The sequence below is a fragment of the Bacillus sp. FSL R5-0709 genome (genome assembly GCF_038004785.1).
GTDB classification, from domain to species: Bacteria; Bacillota; Bacilli; order Bacillales; family Bacillaceae_G; genus Bacillus_A; species Bacillus_A mycoides.
Genome location: NZ_JBBORT010000001.1, coordinates 4425107 through 4448255, shown reverse-complemented (window position 1 = coordinate 4448255; position 23149 = coordinate 4425107). Strand labels below are relative to the sequence as shown.

General features: G+C 37.1%; 24 protein-coding genes, 2 pseudogenes and 1 other annotated feature. Of the genes and pseudogenes, 18 read left to right on the top strand and 8 right to left on the bottom strand.

All coding sequences use genetic code 11. From position 1 onward, the window contains the following. Together MKX37_RS22790 and MKX37_RS22785 are read left to right on the top strand one after the other, a co-directional pair. Nucleotides 1–690 (top strand): response regulator transcription factor, encoded by a 690-nt coding sequence (locus tag MKX37_RS22790; RefSeq protein ID WP_078421851.1) that lies wholly within the window; start codon nucleotides 1–3, stop codon nucleotides 688–690. 123 nt (nucleotides 691–813) lie between these two features. Continuing rightward, nucleotides 814–1083, top strand: coding sequence for a hypothetical protein (locus MKX37_RS22785; RefSeq protein WP_002129432.1), 270 nt, complete (start codon nucleotides 814–816; stop codon nucleotides 1081–1083). A gap of 66 nt (nucleotides 1084–1149) precedes the next feature. On the opposite strand, the gene MKX37_RS22780 is transcribed toward MKX37_RS22785, so the two are convergent. From MKX37_RS22780 to acuA, 4 genes are all read right to left on the bottom strand, one after another. Further along, nucleotides 1150–2010, bottom strand: a complete 861-nt coding sequence (locus MKX37_RS22780) for an alpha/beta fold hydrolase (protein WP_078213659.1) — start codon at nucleotides 2008–2010, stop codon at nucleotides 1150–1152. A gap of 134 nt (nucleotides 2011–2144) precedes the next feature. Next, entirely contained in the window at nucleotides 2145–3311 is a 1167-nt protein-coding gene (gene acuC, locus MKX37_RS22775; RefSeq protein WP_002167566.1) for an acetoin utilization protein AcuC, read from the bottom strand. Then, nucleotides 3308–3952, bottom strand: a complete 645-nt coding sequence (locus MKX37_RS22770; protein ID WP_002123078.1) for an acetoin utilization AcuB family protein — start codon at nucleotides 3950–3952, stop codon at nucleotides 3308–3310. Before MKX37_RS22770 ends, acuC begins: the two co-directional genes overlap by 4 nt. Nucleotides 3953–3969: 17 nt before the next feature. Beyond that, entirely contained in the window at nucleotides 3970–4602 is a 633-nt protein-coding gene (acuA, locus tag MKX37_RS22765; protein WP_002112293.1) for an acetoin utilization protein acetyltransferase AcuA, read from the bottom strand. A 176-nt stretch (nucleotides 4603–4778) separates the two neighbouring features. Between acuA and acsA the strand changes: the two genes are divergently transcribed. The 7 genes from acsA to tyrS all read left to right on the top strand — a co-directional run bounded on the left by acsA (nucleotide 4779) and on the right by tyrS (nucleotide 10756). After that, the gene (gene acsA, locus MKX37_RS22760; protein WP_002199135.1) at nucleotides 4779–6497 is read left to right on the top strand and encodes an acetate--CoA ligase; all 1719 of its coding nucleotides are present in this window, start codon (nucleotides 4779–4781) and stop codon (nucleotides 6495–6497) included. A gap of 144 nt (nucleotides 6498–6641) precedes the next feature. Then, complete coding sequence (locus tag MKX37_RS22755) at nucleotides 6642–7106, top strand: GNAT family N-acetyltransferase (protein ID WP_078421850.1); 465 nt, start codon at nucleotides 6642–6644, stop codon at nucleotides 7104–7106. 185 nt (nucleotides 7107–7291) lie between these two features. Next, the gene (locus MKX37_RS22750) at nucleotides 7292–7849 is read left to right on the top strand and encodes a maltose acetyltransferase domain-containing protein (protein ID WP_002129424.1); all 558 of its coding nucleotides are present in this window, start codon (nucleotides 7292–7294) and stop codon (nucleotides 7847–7849) included. Between the two features lie 67 nt (nucleotides 7850–7916). After that, nucleotides 7917–8372: a hypothetical protein gene (locus tag MKX37_RS22745; protein WP_002129423.1), complete on the top strand. Its 456-nt coding sequence runs from the start codon at nucleotides 7917–7919 to the stop codon at nucleotides 8370–8372. Further along, nucleotides 8353–8898, top strand: a complete 546-nt coding sequence (locus MKX37_RS22740; protein ID WP_078421849.1) for an RNA polymerase sigma factor — start codon at nucleotides 8353–8355, stop codon at nucleotides 8896–8898. The genes MKX37_RS22745 and MKX37_RS22740 overlap by 20 nt, the downstream gene beginning before the upstream one ends. Then, nucleotides 8879–9124, top strand: coding sequence for a hypothetical protein (locus tag MKX37_RS22735; RefSeq protein ID WP_002129419.1), 246 nt, complete (start codon nucleotides 8879–8881; stop codon nucleotides 9122–9124). Before MKX37_RS22740 ends, MKX37_RS22735 begins: the two co-directional genes overlap by 20 nt. 77 nt (nucleotides 9125–9201) lie before the next feature. Next, nucleotides 9202–9430, top strand: a binding site (T-box leader). 69 nt (nucleotides 9431–9499) lie between these two features. Then, on the top strand, nucleotides 9500–10756 hold the full coding sequence (tyrS, locus tag MKX37_RS22730; RefSeq protein ID WP_002015575.1) for a tyrosine--tRNA ligase: 1257 nt from the start codon (nucleotides 9500–9502) through the stop codon (nucleotides 10754–10756). A 78-nt stretch (nucleotides 10757–10834) separates the two neighbouring features. Here tyrS and MKX37_RS22725 read toward each other — a convergent pair whose 3' ends face one another. After that, nucleotides 10835–11137 (bottom strand): YjdJ family protein, encoded by a 303-nt coding sequence (locus tag MKX37_RS22725; RefSeq protein ID WP_002167568.1) that lies wholly within the window; start codon nucleotides 11135–11137, stop codon nucleotides 10835–10837. 185 nt (nucleotides 11138–11322) lie between these two features. Here MKX37_RS22725 and MKX37_RS22720 point away from each other — a divergent pair, with 185 nt between their 5' ends. Then, entirely contained in the window at nucleotides 11323–11451 is a 129-nt protein-coding gene (locus MKX37_RS22720) for a hypothetical protein (RefSeq protein ID WP_000050938.1), read from the top strand. Nucleotides 11452–11830: 379 nt separating this feature from the next. Here the strand turns inward: MKX37_RS22720 and rpsD are convergent, their stop codons facing one another. Continuing rightward, the gene (gene rpsD / locus MKX37_RS22715) at nucleotides 11831–12433 is read right to left on the bottom strand and encodes a 30S ribosomal protein S4 (RefSeq protein ID WP_002015568.1); all 603 of its coding nucleotides are present in this window, start codon (nucleotides 12431–12433) and stop codon (nucleotides 11831–11833) included. A 398-nt stretch (nucleotides 12434–12831) separates the two neighbouring features. On the opposite strand from rpsD, the gene megL reads away from it, so the two are divergent. Beyond that, entirely contained in the window at nucleotides 12832–14010 is a 1179-nt protein-coding gene (gene megL, locus MKX37_RS22710; protein WP_002015566.1) for a methionine gamma-lyase, read from the top strand. Nucleotides 14011–14209: 199 nt separating this feature from the next. Here megL and MKX37_RS22705 read toward each other — a convergent pair whose 3' ends face one another. After that, nucleotides 14210–14689: a GAF domain-containing protein gene (locus tag MKX37_RS22705; protein WP_002129416.1), complete on the bottom strand. Its 480-nt coding sequence runs from the start codon at nucleotides 14687–14689 to the stop codon at nucleotides 14210–14212. A 147-nt stretch (nucleotides 14690–14836) separates the two neighbouring features. Here MKX37_RS22705 and refZ point away from each other — a divergent pair, with 147 nt between their 5' ends. Continuing rightward, nucleotides 14837–15475, top strand: coding sequence for a forespore capture DNA-binding protein RefZ (gene refZ / locus MKX37_RS22700; protein WP_002088994.1), 639 nt, complete (start codon nucleotides 14837–14839; stop codon nucleotides 15473–15475). An 11-nt stretch (nucleotides 15476–15486) separates the two neighbouring features. Here the strand turns inward: refZ and MKX37_RS22695 are convergent. After that, nucleotides 15487–15795 (bottom strand): annotated as a pseudogene (locus MKX37_RS22695) (EamA family transporter); the annotation flags it as partial. On the opposite strand from MKX37_RS22695, the pseudogene MKX37_RS22690 reads away from it, so the two are divergent. From MKX37_RS22690 to mbcS, 6 genes and pseudogenes are all read left to right on the top strand, one after another. Next, a pseudogene (locus tag MKX37_RS22690) lies at nucleotides 15794–16312 on the top strand (LysR family transcriptional regulator substrate-binding protein); the annotation flags it as partial. The pseudogenes MKX37_RS22695 and MKX37_RS22690 sit on opposite strands and share 2 nt — an antisense overlap. 248 nt (nucleotides 16313–16560) lie before the next feature. Further along, nucleotides 16561–18270, top strand: coding sequence for a septation ring formation regulator EzrA (gene ezrA / locus MKX37_RS22685; protein WP_002129414.1), 1710 nt, complete (start codon nucleotides 16561–16563; stop codon nucleotides 18268–18270). 422 nt (nucleotides 18271–18692) lie between these two features. Then, complete coding sequence (locus MKX37_RS22680) at nucleotides 18693–19835, top strand: cysteine desulfurase family protein (RefSeq protein WP_002167571.1); 1143 nt, start codon at nucleotides 18693–18695, stop codon at nucleotides 19833–19835. A gap of 6 nt (nucleotides 19836–19841) precedes the next feature. Next, nucleotides 19842–21056, top strand: a complete 1215-nt coding sequence (thiI, locus tag MKX37_RS22675) for a tRNA uracil 4-sulfurtransferase ThiI (RefSeq protein WP_002129411.1) — start codon at nucleotides 19842–19844, stop codon at nucleotides 21054–21056. Between the two features lie 79 nt (nucleotides 21057–21135). Beyond that, nucleotides 21136–21330 carry an alpha/beta-type small acid-soluble spore protein gene (locus MKX37_RS22670; RefSeq protein WP_000168891.1) on the top strand — a complete coding sequence of 65 codons (195 nt, stop codon included), beginning with the start codon at nucleotides 21136–21138 and terminating at the stop codon, nucleotides 21328–21330. Nucleotides 21331–21551: 221 nt separating this feature from the next. Then, nucleotides 21552–23138, top strand: a complete 1587-nt coding sequence (gene mbcS, locus MKX37_RS22665; RefSeq protein ID WP_002167572.1) for an acyl-CoA synthetase MbcS — start codon at nucleotides 21552–21554, stop codon at nucleotides 23136–23138. Nucleotides 23139–23149 lie beyond the last annotated feature (11 nt).

The window sequence follows — 23149 nt, the reverse complement described above, 5'->3', positions numbered from 1 at the left end:
ATGAAGAGAATTTTACTAGTAGAAGATGAAATAAGTATTGCAGAATTACAGCGAGATTATTTAGAAATTAGTGATTTTCAAGTTGATGTAGAGTATTCAGGTGAAATAGGTCTACAAATGGCTCTTCAGGAAGACTATGATTTAATTATTTTAGATATTATGCTTCCGAAAATGAATGGTTTTGAAATTTGTAAACAAATACGTGCTATAAAAGACATTCCGATTTTACTTGTTTCAGCAAAGAAGGAGGATATAGATAAAATTCGCGGACTCGGTTTAGGCGCGGATGATTATATAACGAAGCCGTTTAGTCCAAGTGAATTAGTCGCAAGAGTAAAAGCACATATTTCTCGTTATGAAAGATTATCAGGAAATGTGAGTAAGCAACGCGATACGTTATATATTCATGGAATTTCTATCGATCAGCGAGCGAGAAAAGTTTTTATAAACAATGAAGAAATTGCGTTTACAATGAAAGAATTTGATTTATTAACATTCTTTGTAACGCATCCAAACCAAGTATTAAATAAAGAACAGTTATTTGAACGTATTTGGGGACTAGAATCAGCTGGCGATTTAGCCACTGTCGTTGTTCACATTAGAAAGCTACGTGAAAAAATTGAAAGAGATCCTGCTCACCCGCAATATATTGAAACAGTGTGGGGAGCTGGTTATCGCTTTAACGTGTAATGTACCTGCCAAGTAATTGGTAGGTTTTTTATGTTATTCGAACAAAAAGGGAATAATAGGTGATTTATGTTAAGATATAAAGAGAGATAAAACATAGGAGAGCATGAGAGGGCGTGCTACATTTTGGGAGATACATTAAAAGATAATAAATCAAACAAGGCTTTAAAGATTGGAACCAATATCATACTTATCTTATTAATTATCGGTGCAATACAAATGTTTTATGATGAAGATTCTACGAATGATCATTTCGGTGGGTTATTTATGATGGTCTTTTTTGGAATTAAAATAATTTCTAATTTTATGATGAGTATAAAAGCAGGAGATAAAAAGTCGATATTCATTGATGTAGGCTTAATGATTTTTTTGTTCTTCTTGTTGTTTCTAGTGTGAAATATTTCTTTTGAAAAAAGTTCATATTCTTATAGAGGCTGTGAGCTTTCCTTAGTAATAACGGTACTAGTGTAACGATTTATAAAATGTTTGAGTAGTAGAAGTAAACTGAGCAGCTTCTTCTAAAAAAGGATAATGGTTACTCTCCTCAAATATCACAAAGATAGAATTACGTATACCCTCATGCATCTCGATAGAATATTGGATCGGGCACTGTACATCATGTCTTCCGCATATAATAAGGGTCTTTGTTTGGATGGAAGGTAAATTCTCTCTTAAATCAAATGACGGATATTCATTGGCGAAAGTATTCATCCGGCTAGCGGACATAGTTTTTTTGATTGGTTTACAAAAATAAAATTTGTAGTTTTCGGGTTTATACAATGATAATTTTGTTCTCTTAGTAGATAGTTCTTTCCGTTCTTCACTTGTAAGGTGAGGGCTTTTTAAAGTTTCGATGAGTTGTTGCATATAATGAAACTGAGGATGTGCTGGGTGATAAATGCAAAATAGTGTTTCGGTATAGTTACTTGCTGCGGCTCCAACGATGACTAATGATTGTAAGGAATTTGGATATGTAATCGTATATAAAAGTCCAAGCATACCGCCTGTTGAGTGGCCAGCGAAATGCCATGTTGGGAGTTGTAAAGCTTCTCGTATTGCTTCTAAGTCGTGAACGGTTTCAATCATACTTAATTCTTTTTCTGAATTGGCTTTTGCTGAGTTACCAGCGTTTCGTAAATTAATGAGCAATACACGATGCGTAGCAGTGAAAACATCCGCAAAGTAATCGCCAGTTTCATTAAATTGTGAATAGTGATGTGTAATGCAAAGCGGTTCGCCATTTCCTTTTGTAAAGATTTCAAATGTGCCACGTTTCGTGTTGATTATTTGTTGTGTCCACATAATATCACGACCTTTTCTCATAAAAGTTGGACCGGCTAATTCTTAAATAAAATATATCAGCGAATCTCAAAATATATCGACTTACCGACAGAAAACGACAATAATAGCTAGCTATAAATAAAAGGAGGCTGTTCAAAAGCGAGCCTCCTCTCTGTTTAATATAAAGATTTTGTCATATTATTCCGAATAATTTCAAGAGATTTCGCTACAGTTAATGCATTTTTTTCTTCGATTTCTGGTTTTCTAGGGATAGGTTGATACATGTTGTCTGGATCTTCCCATGTAAGGGGAAGGTCGGTTTCTGCTTGTCCTTTCCAAGCGTCAATCCATTCTGGAGGGAGATAACCTGAGATGTTTTGGATGTTGTTCATTTCGAGCCAAATGAGTGCCCAAGCTCTTGGTACGACGCGCCAGTGATCATAGCCACCACCGCCGACAGCAATCCAGCGCCCGTCGCAATATTCATTAGCGATTTCACGAGCGAGCTTCGGTATTTCACGGTAAATGTTCATCGTTGCGCAAAGGTGTGTAAGTGGATCGTAATAATGTGCATCAGCACCATTTTGCGTTAAAATAATATCCGGTTTAAAGTATGCTGCCACTTCTTTTACAACTGTTCGATATGAATCTAAAAACGATTCGTCTTCTGTAAAAGCGTCGAGTGGAACGTTAAAAGAATAATTATATCCATTTCCTTGTCCACGTTCATTTACTGCGCCAGTTCCAGGAAATAAATAACGCCCAGTTTCGTGTAATGAAATGGTGCATACGTTAGGATCGTCGTAAAAAGACCATTGTACCCCGTCACCGTGATGAGCATCTGTATCAATATATAAAACGCGTAAACCGTATTTCTTCTGAATATATTTCATTGCGATAGAGCTATCGTTATAAATACAAAAGCCAGATGCTTTCCCGCGAAAGCCATGATGTAAGCCGCCGCCTAAATTAAGCGCATGCTTTACTTTTCCGGAAAGAACAGCATCGACAGCTGTTAATGTTCCGCCAACGAGTAATGCACTTGCTTCATGCATATTTGGAAACATTGGTGTATCTTCTGTTCCAAGCCCATATGTCATCGCAATTGATTTTTCTAGCTTTCCTTCTCCAGCAAGTTTTACCGCATTTATGTACTCCTCTGTATGAATGAATGCAATTTCCTCATCTGTAGCCATTCTTGGCGAGATGACTTGAGAAGGGGAGATAAAACCACTCTTTTGTAATAAGTCATACGTAAGTGTGACGCGTAGTTGGTTAAAAGGATGATCAGGGCTAAAAGAATAGCCCCGAAAGTCATCCGAATAAATGAAGGCGCTGCTCATGCTTGCATCCCCATTATGTTTGGCCATAATACGCGGTAGCCCTCTGCTTCGAGTGCATCGATCACTTTTAGAGGATTCATCGTTTGAATGCGGAAAACGAGTACTTTATCATTCTCATCTTTTGCTGGATAGACGAGAACGCTCACAATATTTATTTGTAAATCACTAAAAATAGCAACGACTTTTCCAAGAATACCAGGTTCATTTTTCACTTGAATTTCAATTTGTGAACTTGGTTGATGAGCTCCTGTTAATTTTACTAACGTGTGCAGCACTGTAGATTCAGAAATGATACCTACGAGTTTTCCAGCTTTCGTAACAGGAAGACAGCCTATTTTATTTTCAAAAAATAAAGTCGCAATTTCCTCAACGAAATCGAGAGGGTGACAAGTCATAACAGGGTGTTTCATTATGAGTTCAAGCGGTTGCTTCAGCATATCGAGTGAAACTTGTTCATCTAAAATAGACGGACTTGCATCTCTTACATCTCGATCAGAAATAATGCCTACTACGTGATTATTTTGATCGACAATTGGAATGTGCCGAATACCTTTCGTACGTATCGTTCGGATTGCTGTTTCAATTGTATCGTTTGGATGTAGTGTTACTACATTTTGATTCATAATTTCTTCTACAATCATTCCAGTTGCCCCCTTTATTAATACATAAAACGATTGTGAAAACGTAGACGATCAAATGCTTGAATGGAATCCGTATCGACGCGTTTACCGATGCGAACCATTAAACAGTTAGCCGGGTGTGAACAAATTTCAGGATCGTCTGTAGCCATCCATTGTAAACCACCAGCATTCATCATTTTTTCCATTACTTTTCGGTATTCCCAAACATTTAAGCCTGTTTGTTTTAAATCCCAGTGCCAATAATATTCAGTCGTTAGTATAATGTAATCTTCCATATGATCGTCCATCATTGAAACTTCTAATAAATTTTTTCCGACAGAGCAACCACGAAAGGCTGGGACAACTTCAATCGCCCCGAGTTCAATTAAGTTTTCAATCTTTCCTTCTGACCATCGCTCGAGCGGATCAGGATATAAGTATGTAACATATCCAACGATCGTTTGGTCATGTCTAGCAATAATGAGACGAGCTTCTGGTAATTTAGAAATTTCGACAATTGCTTTATATTGCTGCTCGGCAGGACGAAACGCAATTAAGTCTGGATGAAATTCATACATTTCAAGATTATGTGTAGAGACAGGACCTTCAATAATTAAAGTGCCTTTCGCTGTTTTTAAGTTTCTGGCATTATATATTTTTTTATGAATCAATTTATTGCTCACCACCTTGAGGGTTTGTGAATCTATTAATATCGTACTTTATAATATATGCGATGTGAATCGAATTTTGTCATTAAAAATTTGTCTAAAAATCAACAAAAATACTGAAAATTTTAAATAATGTCATTATAATAGATAATAGAATACATAGGAGGGGGATGTAAAGTATGAAAGTGGAAACGCTTCCTGTCATTAAAGGAGAAAATAATTTGCCGAATTATGAAGAGGCATACGCGAATTTTAACTGGGAAGAGGTTAATAAAAATTTTACTTGGAATGAAACAGGACGAGTAAATATGGCGTATGAGGCAATTGATAAGCATGCGAAATCAGATCGAAAGAATAAAGTAGCACTTTATTATCAAGATGGATCGCGAAAAGAGAAATATACGTTTAAGGAAATGAAGGATTTTTCTAATAAAGCAGGAAATGTCCTGAAAAACTATGGCGATGTTGAGAAAGGCGATCGCGTTTTTATTTTTATGCCGCGTTCCCCAGAATTATATTTCGCGCTTTTAGGTGCAGTGAAATTAGGGGCAATTGTTGGACCATTATTTGAAGCATTTATGGAAGGCGCAGTTCGCGATCGTTTAGAAGATAGCGAAGCGAAGGTGTTAATTACAACTCCTGAATTGTTAGAGCGCATACCATTAAATGATTTACCTGCTTTAAAAACAGTCTTCCTTGTTGGAGACAATGCAGAAGAAGGCGGTAAAACTGTAGCGTTCAATCCTTTATTTGAACAAGCTTCAAAAGAATTACATATCGAATGGTTAGGCCGTGAAGACGGTTTAATTCTACATTACACATCTGGTTCTACTGGTAAGCCAAAAGGCGTCCTCCATGCGCAAAACGCAATGGTTCAGCACTATCAAACAGCGAAATGGGTATTAGATTTAAAAGAAGATGATGTATATTGGTGTACAGCTGACCCAGGCTGGGTAACTGGAACAGCTTACGGTATTTTTGCACCGTGGTTAGTGGGAGCATCAAATGTTATTTTAGGCGGGAGATTTAGTCCAGAGGTATGGTATGAAGCACTGCAAGATTACGGTGTAACAGTTTGGTATAGTGCACCGACAGCGTTCCGTATGTTAATGGGAGCTGGACAAGACGCAATTAAAAAATATGATTTATCACAAGTGCGTCACGTATTAAGTGTTGGTGAGCCATTAAATCCAGAAGTAATTCGCTGGGGTATGAGCGCATTTGGACTTCGTATTCATGATACGTGGTGGATGACAGAAACAGGTGGACAAGTTATTTGTAACTATCCTTGTATGGAAATCCGTCCAGGTTCAATGGGGAAACCAATTCCGGGTGTGAAAGCAGCGATTGTTGATAATGAAGGAAATGAAGTGCCTCCATACACAATGGGGAACTTAGCGATTGGTAAAGGTTGGCCAGCTATGATGCGTGGAATCTGGAATAACCCACAAAAATATGATTCTTACTTCATGCCGGGAGATTGGTACGTATCAGGTGACTCAGCTTATATGGACGAAGATGGATACTTCTGGTTCCAAGGACGTATTGACGATGTAATTATGACGTCAGGTGAGCGTGTTGGTCCGTTTGAAGTAGAAAGTAAATTAATCGAGCACGCTGCTGTTGCAGAAGCCGGTGTAATTGGTATTCCTGATCCAGTACGCGGGGAAATCATTAAAGCATTTATCGCGCTTCGCGTGGGATACGAACCATCTGATGAATTAAAAGAAGAGATTCGTCAATTTGTGAAAAAAGGTCTAGCAGCTCATGCAGCTCCAAGACAAATTGAATTTAGAGATAAATTACCGAAAACGAGAAGTGGTAAAATTATGCGCCGCGTATTAAAAGCGTGGGAATTAAACTTACCAACAGGTGACTTATCGACGATGGAAGATTAGAGAATATTTAAATGTAAGTATTATCGTGATTTGAAATTTTGAAAATAGAAGGTAAGCAAACATATTAGTTATGTTTGCTTACCTTTTTCAATGGGATTAAAGATTTAAAATAAAGAATAATTAACATAGCGGGAGGAGAAATACGTGATTACACTAAAGCCTATGGCCGAAGAGGAGTTTCAGCGTTATTGTGAGTATGCGATTGAAGATTATGCGAAAGAGAAGGTTGCTGCTGGAAATTGGAGTGAAGATGAAGCTGTTAACTTGTCCAAAATAGAATTTGACCGGCTGTTACCAAAAGGTGAAAAAACCGAGTACAATTACTTATACTCTATCTTTCATGATCAAAATCTAGTTGGAATGATTTGGATTGCGCAAAAAGCGCCTACAAGTAATGAGGCAGGTTTTATTTATGACTTTATTATTTTTGAGCAATATCAAGGGTTAGGGTATGGTAAAAAGGCAATGAAAGAACTTGAAGTGATTGCTAAAGAATTAGGAATGAAAAAAATTGGACTTCATGTTTTTGGTCATAACAAAGTTGCTCGTGGATTATATGAAAAGTTAGGCTATGAAATTTCAAATATAAATATGATTAAATCTATTTAAGAAAGCTATTTATAAGTATTAAAAGGGGACTTCCTATAAAACAGTTGACTTTCGTTACGTAATTTGACGCCGAAAAGAACCGGATTTTTTATGGAAGAAAGAGTGTGTTTGAACCACACTCTTTCTTTTTGTATGCTATTATAAGAATGGATAACTTATATATATAAGTTAAAGGGGGCAGTAAAATGAAAACAGAAAAAGAAAAGATGATACAAGGGGAAATGTACATACCGGCTGATCCAGTTTTAGTAAAGGACAGGGAGCAAGCTCGTATATTAACGAGAAAATTAAATGAAACACCAGAAGTAAAGCTAGAAGAACGTAGTGCAATCGTAAAAGAATTATTCGGAACGACTGGAGATAACATTCATCTTGAATCTTCTTTTAGATGTGATTACGGTTATAACATTCACGTTGGTGAAAACTTTTACGCAAACTTTGACTGTACGATTTTAGACGTATGCCCAGTTACAATCGGAGTGAACTGTATGTTAGCTCCAGGTGTTCACATTTATACAGCAACGCATCCGCTTGATCCAGTAGAGCGCATAAGCGGATCAGAGTACGGAAAACCAGTTACAATTGGCGATAACGTATGGATTGGCGGAAGAGCGATTATTAATCCGGGCGTAACAATTGGAGATAATGCTGTCATCGCATCTGGCGCTGTTGTAACGAAAGACGTGCCAGATAATGTAGTAGTTGGCGGGAATCCTGCGAGAATCATAAAAAAAATAAAATAATATTTGAACGAAGCGCCTTCCTCGTCTGTATACATTTATGAAAGAATAGATGAGGGAGGATTTTTATATGTCCAATAAATTGATGCTTACTTTTGCTTTAATTGGAATTATAGTTGTGTTTTCTTGTGGTATGTTATTACCTATACCAATTGGATTTAAAATTTCAATGATTACATTTGGGATTATTATGATTGTTATTTTTTCAATCCTTATTCCGTTTGATAAGAAGTATATTGTACGAAAAAATGGAAATAAAATTGATTTTACAAAAACAAAAATATATTTTCGTTGGAATGTATTTGATACAATTTCGGTCTGTCTTGCAGTGTATGCATGTATATGTGTGCTAGCGTTAAATATTTTAGTTTCAACCGGCCATACGATTCAAAACCCATATATTCAATTTTTTACGAATCAGTCACAAGCATGGGTCATTGTCGCAAGTGCATATTTAATTTCCCGTATTTCATTAACGTTAAAAGGAATAAAGGAGATCAAAAAAAATGGCGCAGATTGGGATTGAGGAGGAGCTCATGCTTGCATACCAAAATGGAGATAAGCAAGCTGGAGAAAAACTATATGTTTTAATCAAACCAGCGCTATATACATTTTTGTATCGATTTAATCGTGATGAACAACTGAGTATAGATCTCGTTCAAGATACGTTTTTGACTCTAGAGCGTAAGAAACATATGTATGAAACCCGAAAAGGAAAAATTAAAACGTATTTATTTCAAATCGGTTACCGTCTTATGATTAATAAATTAAATAGAAGAAAAAAGTGGCGTTCGCTCTTACCGTTTTTAGTACCAATGCAAGAGGTAGAGTTTTCCCACGAAGACTGGCTTACGGTAAGAGAAGCAATTTTGAAAGTTCCTGAAGAACAGCGAGCGGTCCTGATTCTTTCTTATTATCATGATATGCAGCAAAAAGAAATTGCAGAGGTACTGGATATTCCTGTTGGAACAGTGAAGTCGAGACTTCATAATGGGATAAAGAAATTAAAACAATTGCTGGAGGTGGATGAAATTGAACGAAAATCCCTTTAAGAATGAATATAAATTAAAGCAGCATTTAGATAGCGATCATGTAGAAATACCGGATTTTCCAAAAACGGTAAGCCGCTTCGAGCGATTTCTTGGATTTCTTGCTTCTCCAGCGAAAGATCCTGTGGAAGCGACGATTGGGAATGATTTATCGGTTGTGTTTCATGTGTCGTTATTAGTTGGTGTTCCAGTTATTTCTCTTATTACGATATTCCTTGCGACTTTATAAAGGATTGGTAGGGAAAGAACTCATACCTCTATTTGACACGCCTATATAAATGATGGTATAAAGAAAAGTATATGAATAATTGAGCGTGGAAAGGGAGAAGTAGTGATCATTTCCCTGTTTTAGAGAGCTGATGGTCGGTGGAAATCAGCACATAGATGATCGCGAATTACGCCCCTAGAGCATCTTTTTTCGATTGAAGTGTATTCAAAAGGGAAAAGACGGTGCTAAGCCGTTATGTAAATAAGGTGGTAGGCTTTTTTTGCCTGCAACTAGGGTGGTAACGCGATAATCAAAATCGTCCCTTATTTAAGGGGCGATTTTTTTATGTTTTCAACCTTCACGCCAGTAATGAACTTAAAGGAGAGTATGTAGGATATGGGTATTTTACAAGATCTTGAATTTCGCGGTTTAATTAATCAGCAAACAGATGCTGAGGGACTTGAGCAATTATTAGAAAAAGAAAGCGTTAAATTATACTGTGGTTTCGACCCGACAGCGGATAGCTTACACATCGGTCATATGTTACCAGTATTAATGTTACGTCGTTTCCAATTAGCTGGTCACCAACCAATTGCACTTGTTGGCGGTGGTACTGGCATGATCGGTGACCCAAGTGGTAAAAAAGCAGAGCGTACATTAAATACGAAAGATACAGTTGCTTACTACACAGAAAGCATTAAAAACCAACTTTCAAACTTCTTAGAGTTTGAAAACGTGGACAACCCAGCAACAATGGCTAACAACTATGATTGGCTTGGTAACTTAGATGTAATTTCATTCTTACGCGATATCGGTAAAAACTTCGGTTTAAACTATATGTTAGCAAAAGATACAGTAGCATCTCGTTTAGATACTGGTATTTCATTCACTGAGTTTAGTTATATGATTTTACAATCATACGACTTCTTAAACTTATACCAAAACCATAATTGCCGTCTACAAATCGGTGGTAGTGACCAATGGGGTAACATTACAGCTGGTCTTGAATTAATCCGTAAATCAGAAGAAGATGCGAAAGCGTTCGGTTTAACAATTCCACTAGTTACAAAATCTGACGGTACGAAGTTTGGTAAAACAGAAGGCGGCGCAATTTGGTTAGACCCAGAGAAAACAACTCCTTACGAGTTCTACCAATTCTGGATTAACACAGATGACCGCGACGTTGTTAAATACTTAAAATACTTCACATTCTTATCTCATGAAGAAATTCTTGAGCTTGAAAAGCAAGTAACTGAAGCACCAGAAAAACGTGCAGCACAAAAATCATTAGGATCTGAAATGACAAAACTTGTTCATGGCGAAGAAGCGTTAGAGCAAGCAATTAAAATTTCAGCTGCATTATTCAGTGGCTCTGTAGCAGAACTTACTGCAAGCGAAATCGAGCAAGGATTCAAAGACGTACCATCTGTAGAACGTACTGCAGAAGATACAGTATTAATCGACTTACTTGTAGAAAGCAAAATTTCACCATCTAAACGTCAAGCACGTGAAGATGTAACGAACGGTGCAATCTACGTAAACGGTGAGCGTACACAAGCGTTAGACTACGTTGTAACAGAAAACGACCGCATCGAAGGTAAATTTACAATCATTCGCCGCGGTAAGAAGAAATATTTCTTAATTCGTTACTAATCAGAAACGAATTTAAAACAAATAGTACCCCGAATGGTAGGCTGAAAAGTCTATCGTTCGGGGTTTTTATGTATGCATTTAAATTGCCTCATGATTTCTTTTAAATAGAATATGAAGAATTAATACGAGCATGTAAAGTAAGCTAATTAGCATAACGACAAATGCCCCGGGATAAAATTTTGCCGCATATATAAAGAAATCGATTTGATAAATATCGTCATAATGTGAAACGTACCCTTTAAAATAATTCGTAAACTTAGCGCTATATTTCCATTCATCAGGATTATCTATTAAATTACTCCCTTGATACCAACTCATAAGTGCTGAAGTAATAAACAGCATAAATGCACTGCCTAACTGAACCATTTGGTTTATTGTCAAAAAAAACACCCCCATTTTATGGTTATTATAACGTGATAATTTGCCTTAATAAACTATTCTGTAGATAAAATATAGTTAGCAATCCTGTAACCTTTTTGTTGTAATCTCCTTTTCGAGTTCATACGGAAATCACATGTAAGCGATATGATAAACGTATAACAAATAGAAAGGAGTGGTAAAACAAAATGTCACTAGAAGCGCTCATTATTTTTTCTTTGCTAAACGCTGGTCAGCTTGCAGAGCATTCGAAGGTGGATGTACATAAAGAGCAGAAAGATGCTTATGTATATGTTCAAAAAGAGGAAAATAAATAATTTTAATATATAAATAAAAGCTACCAGAGAGAACGTTTTAGTTTCTTTGGTAGCTTTTTCTATTGAGATATAATTTGGAAGTAATGAAAAAAGGAGTAGTCTGAAAATGAAATGATTATATGTTTAAGGAAATAAGTATAACAGCATGTAATGAAGATGGATTATAAAATTTTGCACAATAAACGGAGCTAGTATTAAAGAGAATCCAATCGTTGGAATGAATAAAAGAGAAGTAAGGACGATTATCCATAACTCATGAAAAAACTTCCTTGAAGTATCTTACTATACATACGATATTTATATAAATAAAAAAAGCCCAGGACCCTTGATAAACAAGGTTCCTAAGGCTTTTAATAATACTCTTTGCAGAGTACCGAGATTAACGAGAGTAGAACTCTACGATTAATGCTTCGTTGATTTCAGCTGCTAACTCAGAACGCTCAGCGTGACGAGTGTAAGTAGCTTCTAACTTATCAGCATCGAAAGTTAAGTATTCTGGTACGAAGTTGTTAACTTCGATCGCTTCTTTAACAACAACAAGGCTGTTAGATTTTTCGCGAACGCTGATAGTTTGGTTAGGTTTAACGCGGTAAGATGGGATATCTACGCGAGCGCCATCAACCGTGATGTGACCGTGGTTTACTAATTGGCGAGCTGCACGACGAGTGCGAGCTAAGCCCATGCGGTAAACTAGGTTGTCAAGACGAGCTTCAAGAAGGATCATGAAGTTTTCGCCGTGCTTACCAGGCATTTTACCTGCTTGGTCAAATGTGCGACGGAATTGACGCTCAGTCATGCCGTACATGTGACGAAGTTTTTGTTTCTCTTGTAATTGTAAACCGTATTCTGAAAGTTTCTTACGTTGGTTAGGACCGTGAGGACCTGGTGCGTAAGGGCGTTTTTCTAATTCTTTTCCTGTGCCGCTTAGAGAGATTCCAAGACGACGAGACAGTTTCCATGCTGGACCTGTATAACGAGCCATAGTTGACTCCTCCTTTAAAAATGTTTTTATTTTCGTAAAATAAAAACAGACGTAATCGATATTTACGGGTATTTTGTTTTCATGTACCTTCGCTCCAGCAGCAGGGAGTTACGAGATACACCTCCGCAGAGGAACAAAATACAAACGATAAACTCACATTACAAGGCTGCCTTTTTATTTTACACAAACGCTATTATATCTTTTACTTACAGTTTCGTCAAGAGACTCCCTTTTTGTTTTATGCAGATAAATTTTGGAAATTAACAAGAAGGAATTTAAAACAATATAAAAGAAAAGATAGAAACACAAATAAAACGCTTACATAAAATGTAGTAAAAACGTTCATCAGATTTTTCCTGGTGGATATGTGGCAATAAAGACATAAGGGGGATGTTTTTATGAAAAAGAAACATATAGAGACAGCATTAATTCATCATGGATATGAATCAAATGAAAATAAAGGGAGTTTAACACCACCTTTATTTCAAACTTCTACATTTACGTTTGAGACAGCACAGCAAGGGGAAGCGAGTTTTGCGGGAGAAGATCCATCTTATATTTATTCAAGGCTTGGGAATCCAACTGTGAAATTATTTGAAGAACGTATGGCTGTTTTAGAAGGTGGAGAGGAAGCGCTGGCGTTCGGTTCAGGTATGGCAGCCATTTCAGCAACTTTAATCGGTTTTCTAAAGGCTGGAGATCATATTATTTGTTCAAATGGATTATATGGATGTACTTACGGTTTTTTAGAAGTATTAGAAGAGAAATTTATGATTACTCATTCGTTTTGTGATATGGAGACAGAGACTGATATTGAAAATAAAATTCGTCCAAATACAAAGCTCATTTTCGTTGAAACACCGATTAATCCAACGATGAAATTAATTGATTTAGAAAAGGTGATCGGGGTAGCGAAGCGCAATGATTTGCTTGTTATTGTTGATAATACGTTTTGTTCACCTTATTTACAAAGACCTCTTGAACTTGGTTGTGACGCCGTCGTCCATAGTGCGACAAAATATATTGGTGGTCACGGGGATGTTGTAGCGGGTGTAACAATTTGTAGAACGAAAACGTTAGCTGACAAAATCCGTCCGATGCGAAAAGATATCGGCGGTATTATGGCGCCGTTTGACGCGTGGTTATTGTTACGCGGATTAAAAACATTAGCAGTAAGAATGGATCGTCATTGTGATAATGCGGAAAAAATTGTATCGTTTTTGAAAAATCATGAAGCAGTAGAAGGTGTTTGGTATCCGGAGGGAGAATTAGCATCTCGGCAAATGAAACGAGGTGGGGGCGTTATTTCTTTTTCAATTAAAGGTGGAAAAGAGGAAACACAGTCGTTTATCAATGACCTCCATTTTATTACAATTGCCGTAAGTTTAGGTGATACAGAAACGTTAATTCAGCATCCAGCGACGATGACACATGCAGCTATTCCGGCTGAACTAAGAAAAGAAATGGGTATTTTTGATAATTTAATACGCCTATCTGTCGGCTTAGAATCATGGGAAGATATCGTTTCTGATTTAGAACAGGCACTAAAGAAGATATCTACTGTTAGTAATCAATAAAGTGAAACTTTAATCAGTGGGGGTTTTGTCCATCCCCCGCTGATTATTAGCCCTCACCAATCGGGCTTTTACGGGCAGTTATCTCCCACCTAACTTCCTTGTATTCACCGAATTTACTGCTCGTTAATGCGGGATAAAAAAGAGTGAGCTATCGGTTTCGTACGTTACGTACGTAATCGATAGCTCACTCTTTTCTTTATTAAATATGTTTTAGGAGTGTTTCCACAAACTTTTCTAAATAGTGCTGATCTACTTCATCGAAACGATTTTTTTCAGGACTATCAATATCAAGCACACCAATGATATTTCCTTCTTTTATAATCGGTACAACGATTTCAGAATTAGAGGCACTATCGCAAGCGATATGTCCTGGGAATTGGTGAACATCTGCTACAAGTTGCGTTGTTTTTGTTTCAGCTGCAACGCCGCAAACACCACGTCCGAACGGAATACGCACGCAAGCTGGCATCCCTTGGAATGGTCCAAGAACAAGCTGATTTCCTTCTGTTACATAAAAGCCAACCCAATTAACGCGATCTAAAAATTGATTTAATAGTGCGGACGCATTTGATAAGTTTGCGACTACGTTCGGTTCGCCAGTTAATAATGCATCCAGTTGTTTAATTACTGTCTCATATTGCTCTTCACGAGATCCTGCATAACTTTCTTTTGTAAACATGGAAACAACTCCCTTTTTAGCGAGATATGTAAAACGATAGCAAAATACGATGTATTTCACATGACTTTGTCGATAGAAAATTAAAGGAATTTGTCTTAAAAGTCAAGAAATTTAAACTATAGCTGTTCATTGAGAGGAAGTGAGCGCATGAAACAGACGAAACAAAAAGTAATTGATGCGGCAATATCGTTGTTTAACACGAAAGGTTATGATGGAACGTCGGTGCGAGAAATTGCAAAGCGAGCGGATGTGAATGTAGCGAATATTTCATATTATTTTGCTGGAAAGCAAGGGTTATTAGAACAGCTTATTACTGATTTTTTAGAAGGATATATTCACGTAATTGAAACGTCATTTGAACAGAGAGAATATTTATCGGCTAAAGATGTGATGGTGCAAATGGTGCGCGGGATTTTACGATATCAATTTGATAATAGAGAACTGACACGTTTTTTTTATAGAGAGCTTTCGCTTGATACGACATTAATTCGTGAAGTGATGACCGTCTATTTTTCTAGAGAAAGATATTATATAGAGCAAATCATTAAACAAGGACAAATGAAGCAAGAATTTAAAAAGGTATCTTTTACAATGTTTATGACGCAATTAAAAGGCATGATGAATATGCCGTTTTTATATCCACAATATATATCAGAGGTGCTACACTCATTTCCGTCTGAGACGTTTTTCTTAGAAATGTATACGAAGGAAATTGAGCAATGGATGGAACGAACATTATATAAAGCGAGTATGTATTATGAACTACCAAGAGCTGTTCATATGTGAAAAATCCCCACCTAACGAACTGAGGTGGGGATTTTTATATGTTGTTTTCTTTGCCATAAATTGTTGCATACTAGCGCAATAATTGTTAATGAGGCAACGGCAATTTCTATGTTATCGACAGTATAACTTTGAAACATAGAACCGATAAGTGCAAATACAGGAACTAAATTCATAAATAATATGCCGTTAATAGATGAAATATATCGATTTCCCGTGTTCCAGCAAAATACAGTGATACCCCCCGCAACAATCGACATATAAAGGAGTTCAAAACGAACGCTCATAACGGTATGTAGTGACGGTACAGAAATTATATTTGTACCGAGTTTAGCGGCTCATTACATATCAAAGTGTAAAGACTTATTAGAGGATACATATGAAATAGAATGGAAAATTGAGCATATGAAAGTATTAATAGAGTTATTTAAAGAGTGAAAAGTTGAAGCGATGTTCATCGATTCAGTAGTAGAAGGCGCTACATATATAAAAGAAATGCGGGAAGAAAAAATCGTTTGTGCTGTTTCAAATGATCATCCGTATAGAGTGAAAAAGGTAATCCGAATGAAAGAGTTGCAAAATGAACAGCTAATTGTATACCCAGAAATATGTGATGTAAGGAAAATGATTATGAATGTGTTTCAATGTATGGGCGCGAAACCAATAATTGCGATGGTAGGAGCTGGACTTGGTATAACATTGCTTCCGGAAACCGCTTTACAGTAAGCCGTAATGCAAGGTAACGTACGTGCGATTTCTGTAGAACCACCACTAATGCGAAAGATTTATTTCGTCTCTCATATGAAAGAGAGCTCGTTATCCTGCATTAACTGCCCGTAAAAGTCTTACCTTTATTGCATTCATTTGAGGACGGATAATGGAATAAGTGGAATATTAAGAAATATTACAATCACATGTAAAGAAACATGAAATTTTAAAAAAAACTAGGTCAAAAACACGTCATTACATGGTATGATTAGAACATTGTTAGTTGTTAAATATAGGGGAATTCCCTTTTTATACATAATGCCTTCCATTTCATAAACGGAACGGACAAAAAAAGAGATATAACTAGGAGGCTTTTTTGCATGGATTCTATCCTGACGATCGTTATCATTGTAGTAAGCTCTATTCTAGTGCTGCTCATGATAGAGCTTGTGATAAGAAATCGTTCATATAAAGATATTGAAGCACTGGAGCAGTGGAAACAAGAGATAAAAGATAAACCTGTGGCAGATGAACTAAAGCGGGTAAAAGATTTAAATATGACAGGTCAAACGGAAGAGCTGTTTGGTAAATGGCGTGAAGAGTGGGATGAAATTGTATCAACAACTCTTCCGAAAGCTGAAAAAGATTTAGGGCAAGCGCGAAAATTCGCCTCGCAATTCTCCTTCCGCAAAGCAAAGCATGCGATGAAAGAATCCATAAGTGGTTTAGATGACGCTGATAATCGTATTACAGACATTTTAAATGAATTACAGCAACTGTTAGAAAGCCATGAGAAAAATAGCGCGGAAATTGAAGGGTTACGTGATACATATCGTAGTATGAAAAAGAGCGTTCTTGCTCATCGACACATGTATGGAGCAGCTGAGCAAAAAATTGAAGAGATGTTAGATGTTGAATCCGAGAAGTTCAAAACTTTTGAAGAGGCAACAGATAATGGTGATTATTTAAAAGCGAGAGAAATTGTTATTAGTTTAGAAGAAGGTTTAGCAAGTTTAGAAATCGTTATTCATCAAATTCCGGATTTATTGGTAGAGTGTCAAGCGACATTACCAGTTCAGCTGGAAGATTTATTACAAGGTCATGATGATATGATAAGACAAGGCTATGTATTAGAGTATTTGGAAATCCCTAAAGAAGTCCGCGATATGACGACACAACTACACACATGTTTAATGGATATACAGGAACTTCATATAACAGAAGCAGCAGAAAAAGTAGAGAACTTAAAAACTCGTTTAGACAGTTTTTATGATCAACTTGAACAAGAAGTGCATGCGAAACATTATGTGGAGCAAAAAACACTGTCTGTTTATGAAGATTTAGAAGAAATTCGTACAGAAACAATTGAAACGAAAATAGAAACACAACTTGTGAAACAAAGTTATCAATTACAAGACAAAGATATTGAGTCACAAAAAGTAATTGAAAAGCAAATGCATATTTTAATGAAACGTTTTGAAGTGTTACAAATACGCGTTGCTGAACAAGATATTGCATTCTCTATTATTCGTGAGGAACTAGAAGAGGTTTATGAGCAATGTGAAACTTTAAAAGTACTTCATGCAGAATATAAAGAAATGCTGCAAACGATGCGCAAAGAAGAATTTGAAGCACGTGAGAAGTTACAAGAAATGCGAAATACAATTTTTGAGACGAAACGTTTTATGCAAAAGTCGAATTTACCAGGTCTTCCAGAGAGTATTATGGAAGATTTACAAAAAGGGCAAATGGCGATGCAGGCTGTATATGAGCAATTAGAAGTAAAGCCGTTAAATATGAATACTGTAAATAGCAGTTTAGAAGAAGCATACACAGTTGTGAATGGTGTATCTGAAATGACAGAAGAATTAATTGGACAAGCTTATTTAGTTGAAAAACTAATTCAATACGGTAACCGATACCGCAGTCATGATGAGAATCTTGCAGAAAGCTTAAATTATGCGGAGAAATTATTCCGTGAATATCAATACGATGCAGCTTTAGAACAAGCGGCTTCTATATTAGAGCAACTTGAACCTGGTGTTGTTCAAAAAATAGCTGAATATGTAGACAATGAGCAAACCCTTTAATAAAGGGTTTGTTTTTTTGTGTAATTTTGAAGTCGATGTTGCTATAATGAATAGCGGAATACAGTAAGGTTGTTCGTTTCAAAATAAAGTGAAACTTTAATCAGTGGGGGGCATCCCCCCCACTGATTATTAGTTGAACCAATCGGGCATTTACGGGCAGTGGATTTCCCACCTAACTTCTTTGCTCCAGCTGAATTTTGAGGTGGGAGTCTTACTGCCCGTTAATGCGGGATAAAGTGAAACCATAAGTGATGGGGTTTCATCCACCACTGATTATTAATCTTCACCACTCAGTATGCCTGCAAATGGCCGGGGGAAATGTACACTTTTATATAAAAACGGAACCTTTGAGTAGTCTTAGCGTAATTACACGTATTTGTGATATGATTATATGATGTGATAGCGCTGAAAGGGGAAGAACGATGATCTATTTTGATAATAGTGCGACGACGAAGCCATATCCAGAAGCGCTTCAATCGTACGTAACGGTTGCAGGGAAATATTTTGGTAATCCTTCTTCTATCCACTCGCTTGGAGGAGAGGCAGAGCGTCTATTAACACAATCGAGAACGATTGCGGCACAGCTCCTTCACGTTAAACCTTCTGAAATTATTTTCACATCAGGTGGAACGGAAGGGAATAACCTTGCGATTAAAGGGATAGCGATGAGGAATCGTTCGCGCGGCAAACATATCATTACAACAAATATTGAACACGCGTCTGTGTTTGAAGCATATAAACAATTAGAAGATCTCGGTTTTGATGTAACGTATTTACCGGTTAACGAGCACGGTGTTGTATCGGTAGAAGATCTAAAACGAGCACTTCGTGAAGATACGATTCTTGTGTCAATTATTCACGTGAACAACGAGACTGGAGCGATTCAGCCCGTTGCTGAAATTGGAACATTATTAACGAACTATCCGAAAATAAGATTCCACGTGGACCATGTACAAGGGATAGGAAAAGTACCACTTGATTTATACGCTTCTCATATTGACCTTTGTTCAATATCTGGACATAAATTTCATAGCGTAAAGGGGACAGGTCTTCTTTACGTACGTGATGGTGTAAGATTAGATCCAATCTTATCAGGTGGTCAACAAGAGCTCAAGTATCGTTCAGGTACAGAAAATTTACCTGGTATTGTAGCGATGGTGAAAGCACTTCGTATGACGATGGAACAAGTGAAAGAAAAGATAGTTCATTTGCAAAATTTACAAACAGAGCTGGTCCGTTTCTTTAAAGAGATGGAAACTGTAACGATTAATACATCACTTGAATATGCGGCACCGCACATTTTAAATGTATCATTTGTCGGTTTAAAACCAGAAGTAGTCGTTCATGCTTTAGAAGAGCATGGTGTATATGTATCGACGAAGTCTGCTTGTTCTTCAAAAGCAAATGAAGTGAGCAGAGTACTAGTGGCAATGGGAGTACCGCACGCCGCAGCTACAAGTGCGATTCGCATTAGTCTAGCACCAGACAACACGATGGAAGAAGTAAAACAATTTGAAGGTATTGTTAAAGAGACGATGCCAAAATTATATGAAGTGATGAGGTAAAGAAATATGATGACATATGAATATATTTTAGTTCGTTATGGAGAAATGACGACAAAAGGAAAGAACCGTTCTAAGTTTGTAAGTACGTTAAAAGATAATGTGAAATTCAAATTAAAAAAATTCCCAAACATTAAAATTGATGCAACACATGATCGTATGTACATTCAGTTAAATGGTGAAGACCATGAAGCAATTTCTGAAAGATTGAAAGATGTATTTGGTATTCATAAGTTTAACTTAGCAATGAAAGTACCATCAGAATTAGAAGATATTAAAAAAGGTGCATTAGCAGCTTTCTTACAAGTAAAAGGTGATGTGAAAACATTTAAAATTACAGTGCACCGCTCTGATAAGCGCTTCCCAATGAAGACGATGGAGTTACTTCCAGAAATCGGTGGGCACATTTTAGAAAATACAGAGGATATCACAGTAGATGTTCATAATCCAGATGTGAATGTACGTATAGAAATTCGCAGTGGTTACAGCTATATTATGTGTGGTGAGCACATGGGAGCTGGCGGTTTACCAGTTGGTGTTGGCGGAAAAGTAATGGTACTTCTTTCTGGTGGTATCGATAGCCCGGTAGCAACTTACTTAACGATGAAACGCGGCGTATCTGTGGAAGCAGTTCACTTCCATAGTCCACCTTTCACAAGCGAGCGCGCGAAACAAAAAGTAATCGATTTAGCACAAGAGTTAACGAAATACTGTAAACGTGTAACACTTCACCTTGTTCCATTTACTGAAGTGCAAAAAACGATTAATAAAGAAATTCCATCTAGCTATTCTATGACAGTTATGCGTCGTATGATGATGCGTATTACAGAGCGTATTGCAGAGGAGCGTAATGCACTTGCAATTACGACTGGTGAAAGTCTTGGACAAGTAGCGAGCCAAACGTTAGATAGTATGCATACGATTAACGAAGTGACAAACTATCCTGTTATTCGTCCGCTTATTACGATGGATAAATTAGAAATTATTAAAATTGCAAAAGAAATTGGAACGTATGATATTTCAATTCGTCCATATGAAGACTGCTGTACAGTATTTACACCAGCAAGTCCATCGACGAAACCGAAGCGTGAGAAAGCAAATCGTTTTGAAGCGAAGTACGATTTCGCGCCGTTAATTGAAGAGGCTGTAGAGAACAAAGAAACAATGGTATTACAAACAGTAGAAGTAGTGGCTGAAGAAGAAAAATTCGAAGAACTTTTCTAAACCCATAAATTACCACATTCAAATGTGCATGAAGTCATGTTGTTTATCACACTCTATACTCACAAGGAGGTGATACAACATGGCAAGCACAAATAAATTAGCAGTATCTGGTGCTCAAGCAGCATTAGATCAAATGAAATACGAAATCGCTCAAGAGTTTGGTGTTCAACTTGGAGCTGATGCAACATCTCGCGCTAACGGATCTGTTGGTGGCGAAATTACTAAACGTCTAGTTTCACTAGCTGAGCAACAATTAGGCGGTTACCAAAAATAATCCCATATACGATGGCTTAGAAAGAGCGGGTTCTCCCGCTCTTTCTTTTTGTCGTTTTCGTCGTTATTTGCCGGTGAATCGTTATATTAAAAACATCGTCGCTATACATTCATACATCATTTCGACATAAATATAAAAAAATTGTCAAAAGAAGAGGGTTCAAAATTTACTGAAAATTCTTTATTATATAAGGGAGGCATAGAAATAAAGGAGGATGTTATATGAAGAGAGAGGAATTGTTAGCGCCGCCGTCTTATAATTTAGTTTCGGAAATAGAGAAATATACGAGTGATAAAGAGAAGCTTGCTTTAATTTGGCAAGATGATAAAGGGAATAGACGAGAGATTACATATTTTGAATTAATGCAAGGTGCGAATAAAATTGGAAACGCTTTTATAAAAAGTGGCTTACAAAAAGGGGACAAGCTCCTTATTATGATGCCGCGCTTAATTGAAGCTTACATGACGTATATTGCTGCGATTAAAGCAGGATTTGTCGTTATTCCAAGCTCAGAAATGTTGCGTAAAAAAGATATTGAGTACCGTATTGGGCACGGAGAAGTGAAAGCAATTGTAAGTTACGAACCGTATATTGGACAATTCGACGGCGTAGAAGCGGTGGAATCTCTTCAAAAATTCGTTTTGAGCGAGCGTTCAGTAGATGGATGGACGAATTTAAAAACAGCATTAGAAACGGAAAGTGATACGTTAGAAATGGCGAAGACGGATAAAGAAGATATGGTCTTTTTATCTTATACGTCAGGGACGACAGGAAATCCAAAAGGAGTTGTTCATACGCATGCATGGGCATACGCTCATTTACGTACAAGCGCCCCGAACTGGCTCGGAATCGAAGAAGAAGATGTTGTATGGGCAACGGCTAGTCCAGGTTGGCAAAAATGGATTTGGAGCCCGTTTGTAGCGACTCTCGGTTCAGGTGCAACAGGATTTGTATACAATGGTAAGTTTGAACCAAAAACGTATTTAAATTTATTAGGCGATAATAAGGTGAATGTGCTTTGTTGTACGCCGACTGAGTATAGATTAATGGCAAAGGTAGAAAATTTAAGTGAGTACAATTTAGAAGCGTTACATAGCGCTGTATCAGCTGGTGAGCCGTTAAACAGGGAAGTTATTGAAACGTTCCAAAGGCATTTTGATATTACGGTAAGAGACGGTTATGGGCAAACGGAAAACACATTACTCGTTGGGATAATGAAAGGGATGGACATTAGACCAGGATCAATGGGGAAACCGACGCCAGGAAACCATGTTGATATCGTAAATGAAGAAGGAACTCCTGTACAGGTAGGAGAAGTTGGTGATATTGCAGTTCACATTGAAACACCAGCACTCTTTAAACAATATTATAAAGACGATGAGCGCACAGCGATGCAATTCCGCGGTGATTATTATATTACCGGTGATAAAGCGAAAAAAGATGAAGAAGGCTATTTTTGGTTTGAAGGTCGCGGTGATGATATTATTATTAGCTCTGGTTATACAATCGGACCGTTTGAAGTCGAAGATGCACTTGTAAAACATCCATATGTAAGAGAATGTGCGGTTGTCGCAAGCCCTGATGAAATTCGCGGAAGTGTCGTGAAGGCATTTATCGTATTAAGAGAGAATATAGACAAGAACGAAGAAACATTAATTCCAGTGCTCCAACAACACGTCAAAGAATTGACTGCACCATATAAATACCCTCGCAAAATTGAATTTGTAGATGAACTACCAAAAACGATTTCCGGAAAAATTCGCCGTATTGAACTTAGAAAACAAGAGATGGAGCTGCCTTCAAAATAATTTTGAAAATA

Bases quoted from the DNA above. Each gene is read 5' to 3' on its own strand.
- MKX37_RS22740 (WP_078421849.1), top strand. From the start codon at position 8,353: ATGGCGCAGATTGGGATTGAGGAGGAGCTCATGCTTGCATACCAAAAT.
- thiI (WP_002129411.1), top strand. From the start codon at position 19,842: ATGATGACATATGAATATATTTTAGTTCGTTATGGAGAAATGACGACA.
- MKX37_RS22790 (WP_078421851.1), top strand. From the start codon at position 1: ATGAAGAGAATTTTACTAGTAGAAGATGAAATAAGTATTGCAGAATTA.
- MKX37_RS22745 (WP_002129423.1), top strand. From the start codon at position 7,917: ATGTCCAATAAATTGATGCTTACTTTTGCTTTAATTGGAATTATAGTT.
- MKX37_RS22750 (WP_002129424.1), top strand. From the start codon at position 7,292: ATGAAAACAGAAAAAGAAAAGATGATACAAGGGGAAATGTACATACCG.
- MKX37_RS22770 (WP_002123078.1), bottom strand. From the start codon at position 3,952: ATGATTGTAGAAGAAATTATGAATCAAAATGTAGTAACACTACATCCA.
- MKX37_RS22780 (WP_078213659.1), bottom strand. From the start codon at position 2,010: ATGAGAAAAGGTCGTGATATTATGTGGACACAACAAATAATCAACACG.
- acsA (WP_002199135.1), top strand. From the start codon at position 4,779: ATGAAAGTGGAAACGCTTCCTGTCATTAAAGGAGAAAATAATTTGCCG.
- MKX37_RS22720 (WP_000050938.1), top strand. From the start codon at position 11,323: ATGTCACTAGAAGCGCTCATTATTTTTTCTTTGCTAAACGCTGGTCAG.
- MKX37_RS22670 (WP_000168891.1), top strand. From the start codon at position 21,136: ATGGCAAGCACAAATAAATTAGCAGTATCTGGTGCTCAAGCAGCATTA.
- acuC (WP_002167566.1), bottom strand. From the start codon at position 3,311: ATGAGCAGCGCCTTCATTTATTCGGATGACTTTCGGGGCTATTCTTTT.
- rpsD (WP_002015568.1), bottom strand. From the start codon at position 12,433: ATGGCTCGTTATACAGGTCCAGCATGGAAACTGTCTCGTCGTCTTGGA.
- megL (WP_002015566.1), top strand. From the start codon at position 12,832: ATGAAAAAGAAACATATAGAGACAGCATTAATTCATCATGGATATGAA.
- refZ (WP_002088994.1), top strand. From the start codon at position 14,837: ATGAAACAGACGAAACAAAAAGTAATTGATGCGGCAATATCGTTGTTT.
- MKX37_RS22680 (WP_002167571.1), top strand. From the start codon at position 18,693: ATGATCTATTTTGATAATAGTGCGACGACGAAGCCATATCCAGAAGCG.
- ezrA (WP_002129414.1), top strand. From the start codon at position 16,561: ATGGATTCTATCCTGACGATCGTTATCATTGTAGTAAGCTCTATTCTA.
- mbcS (WP_002167572.1), top strand. From the start codon at position 21,552: ATGAAGAGAGAGGAATTGTTAGCGCCGCCGTCTTATAATTTAGTTTCG.
- tyrS (WP_002015575.1), top strand. From the start codon at position 9,500: ATGGGTATTTTACAAGATCTTGAATTTCGCGGTTTAATTAATCAGCAA.
- MKX37_RS22705 (WP_002129416.1), bottom strand. From the start codon at position 14,689: ATGTTTACAAAAGAAAGTTATGCAGGATCTCGTGAAGAGCAATATGAG.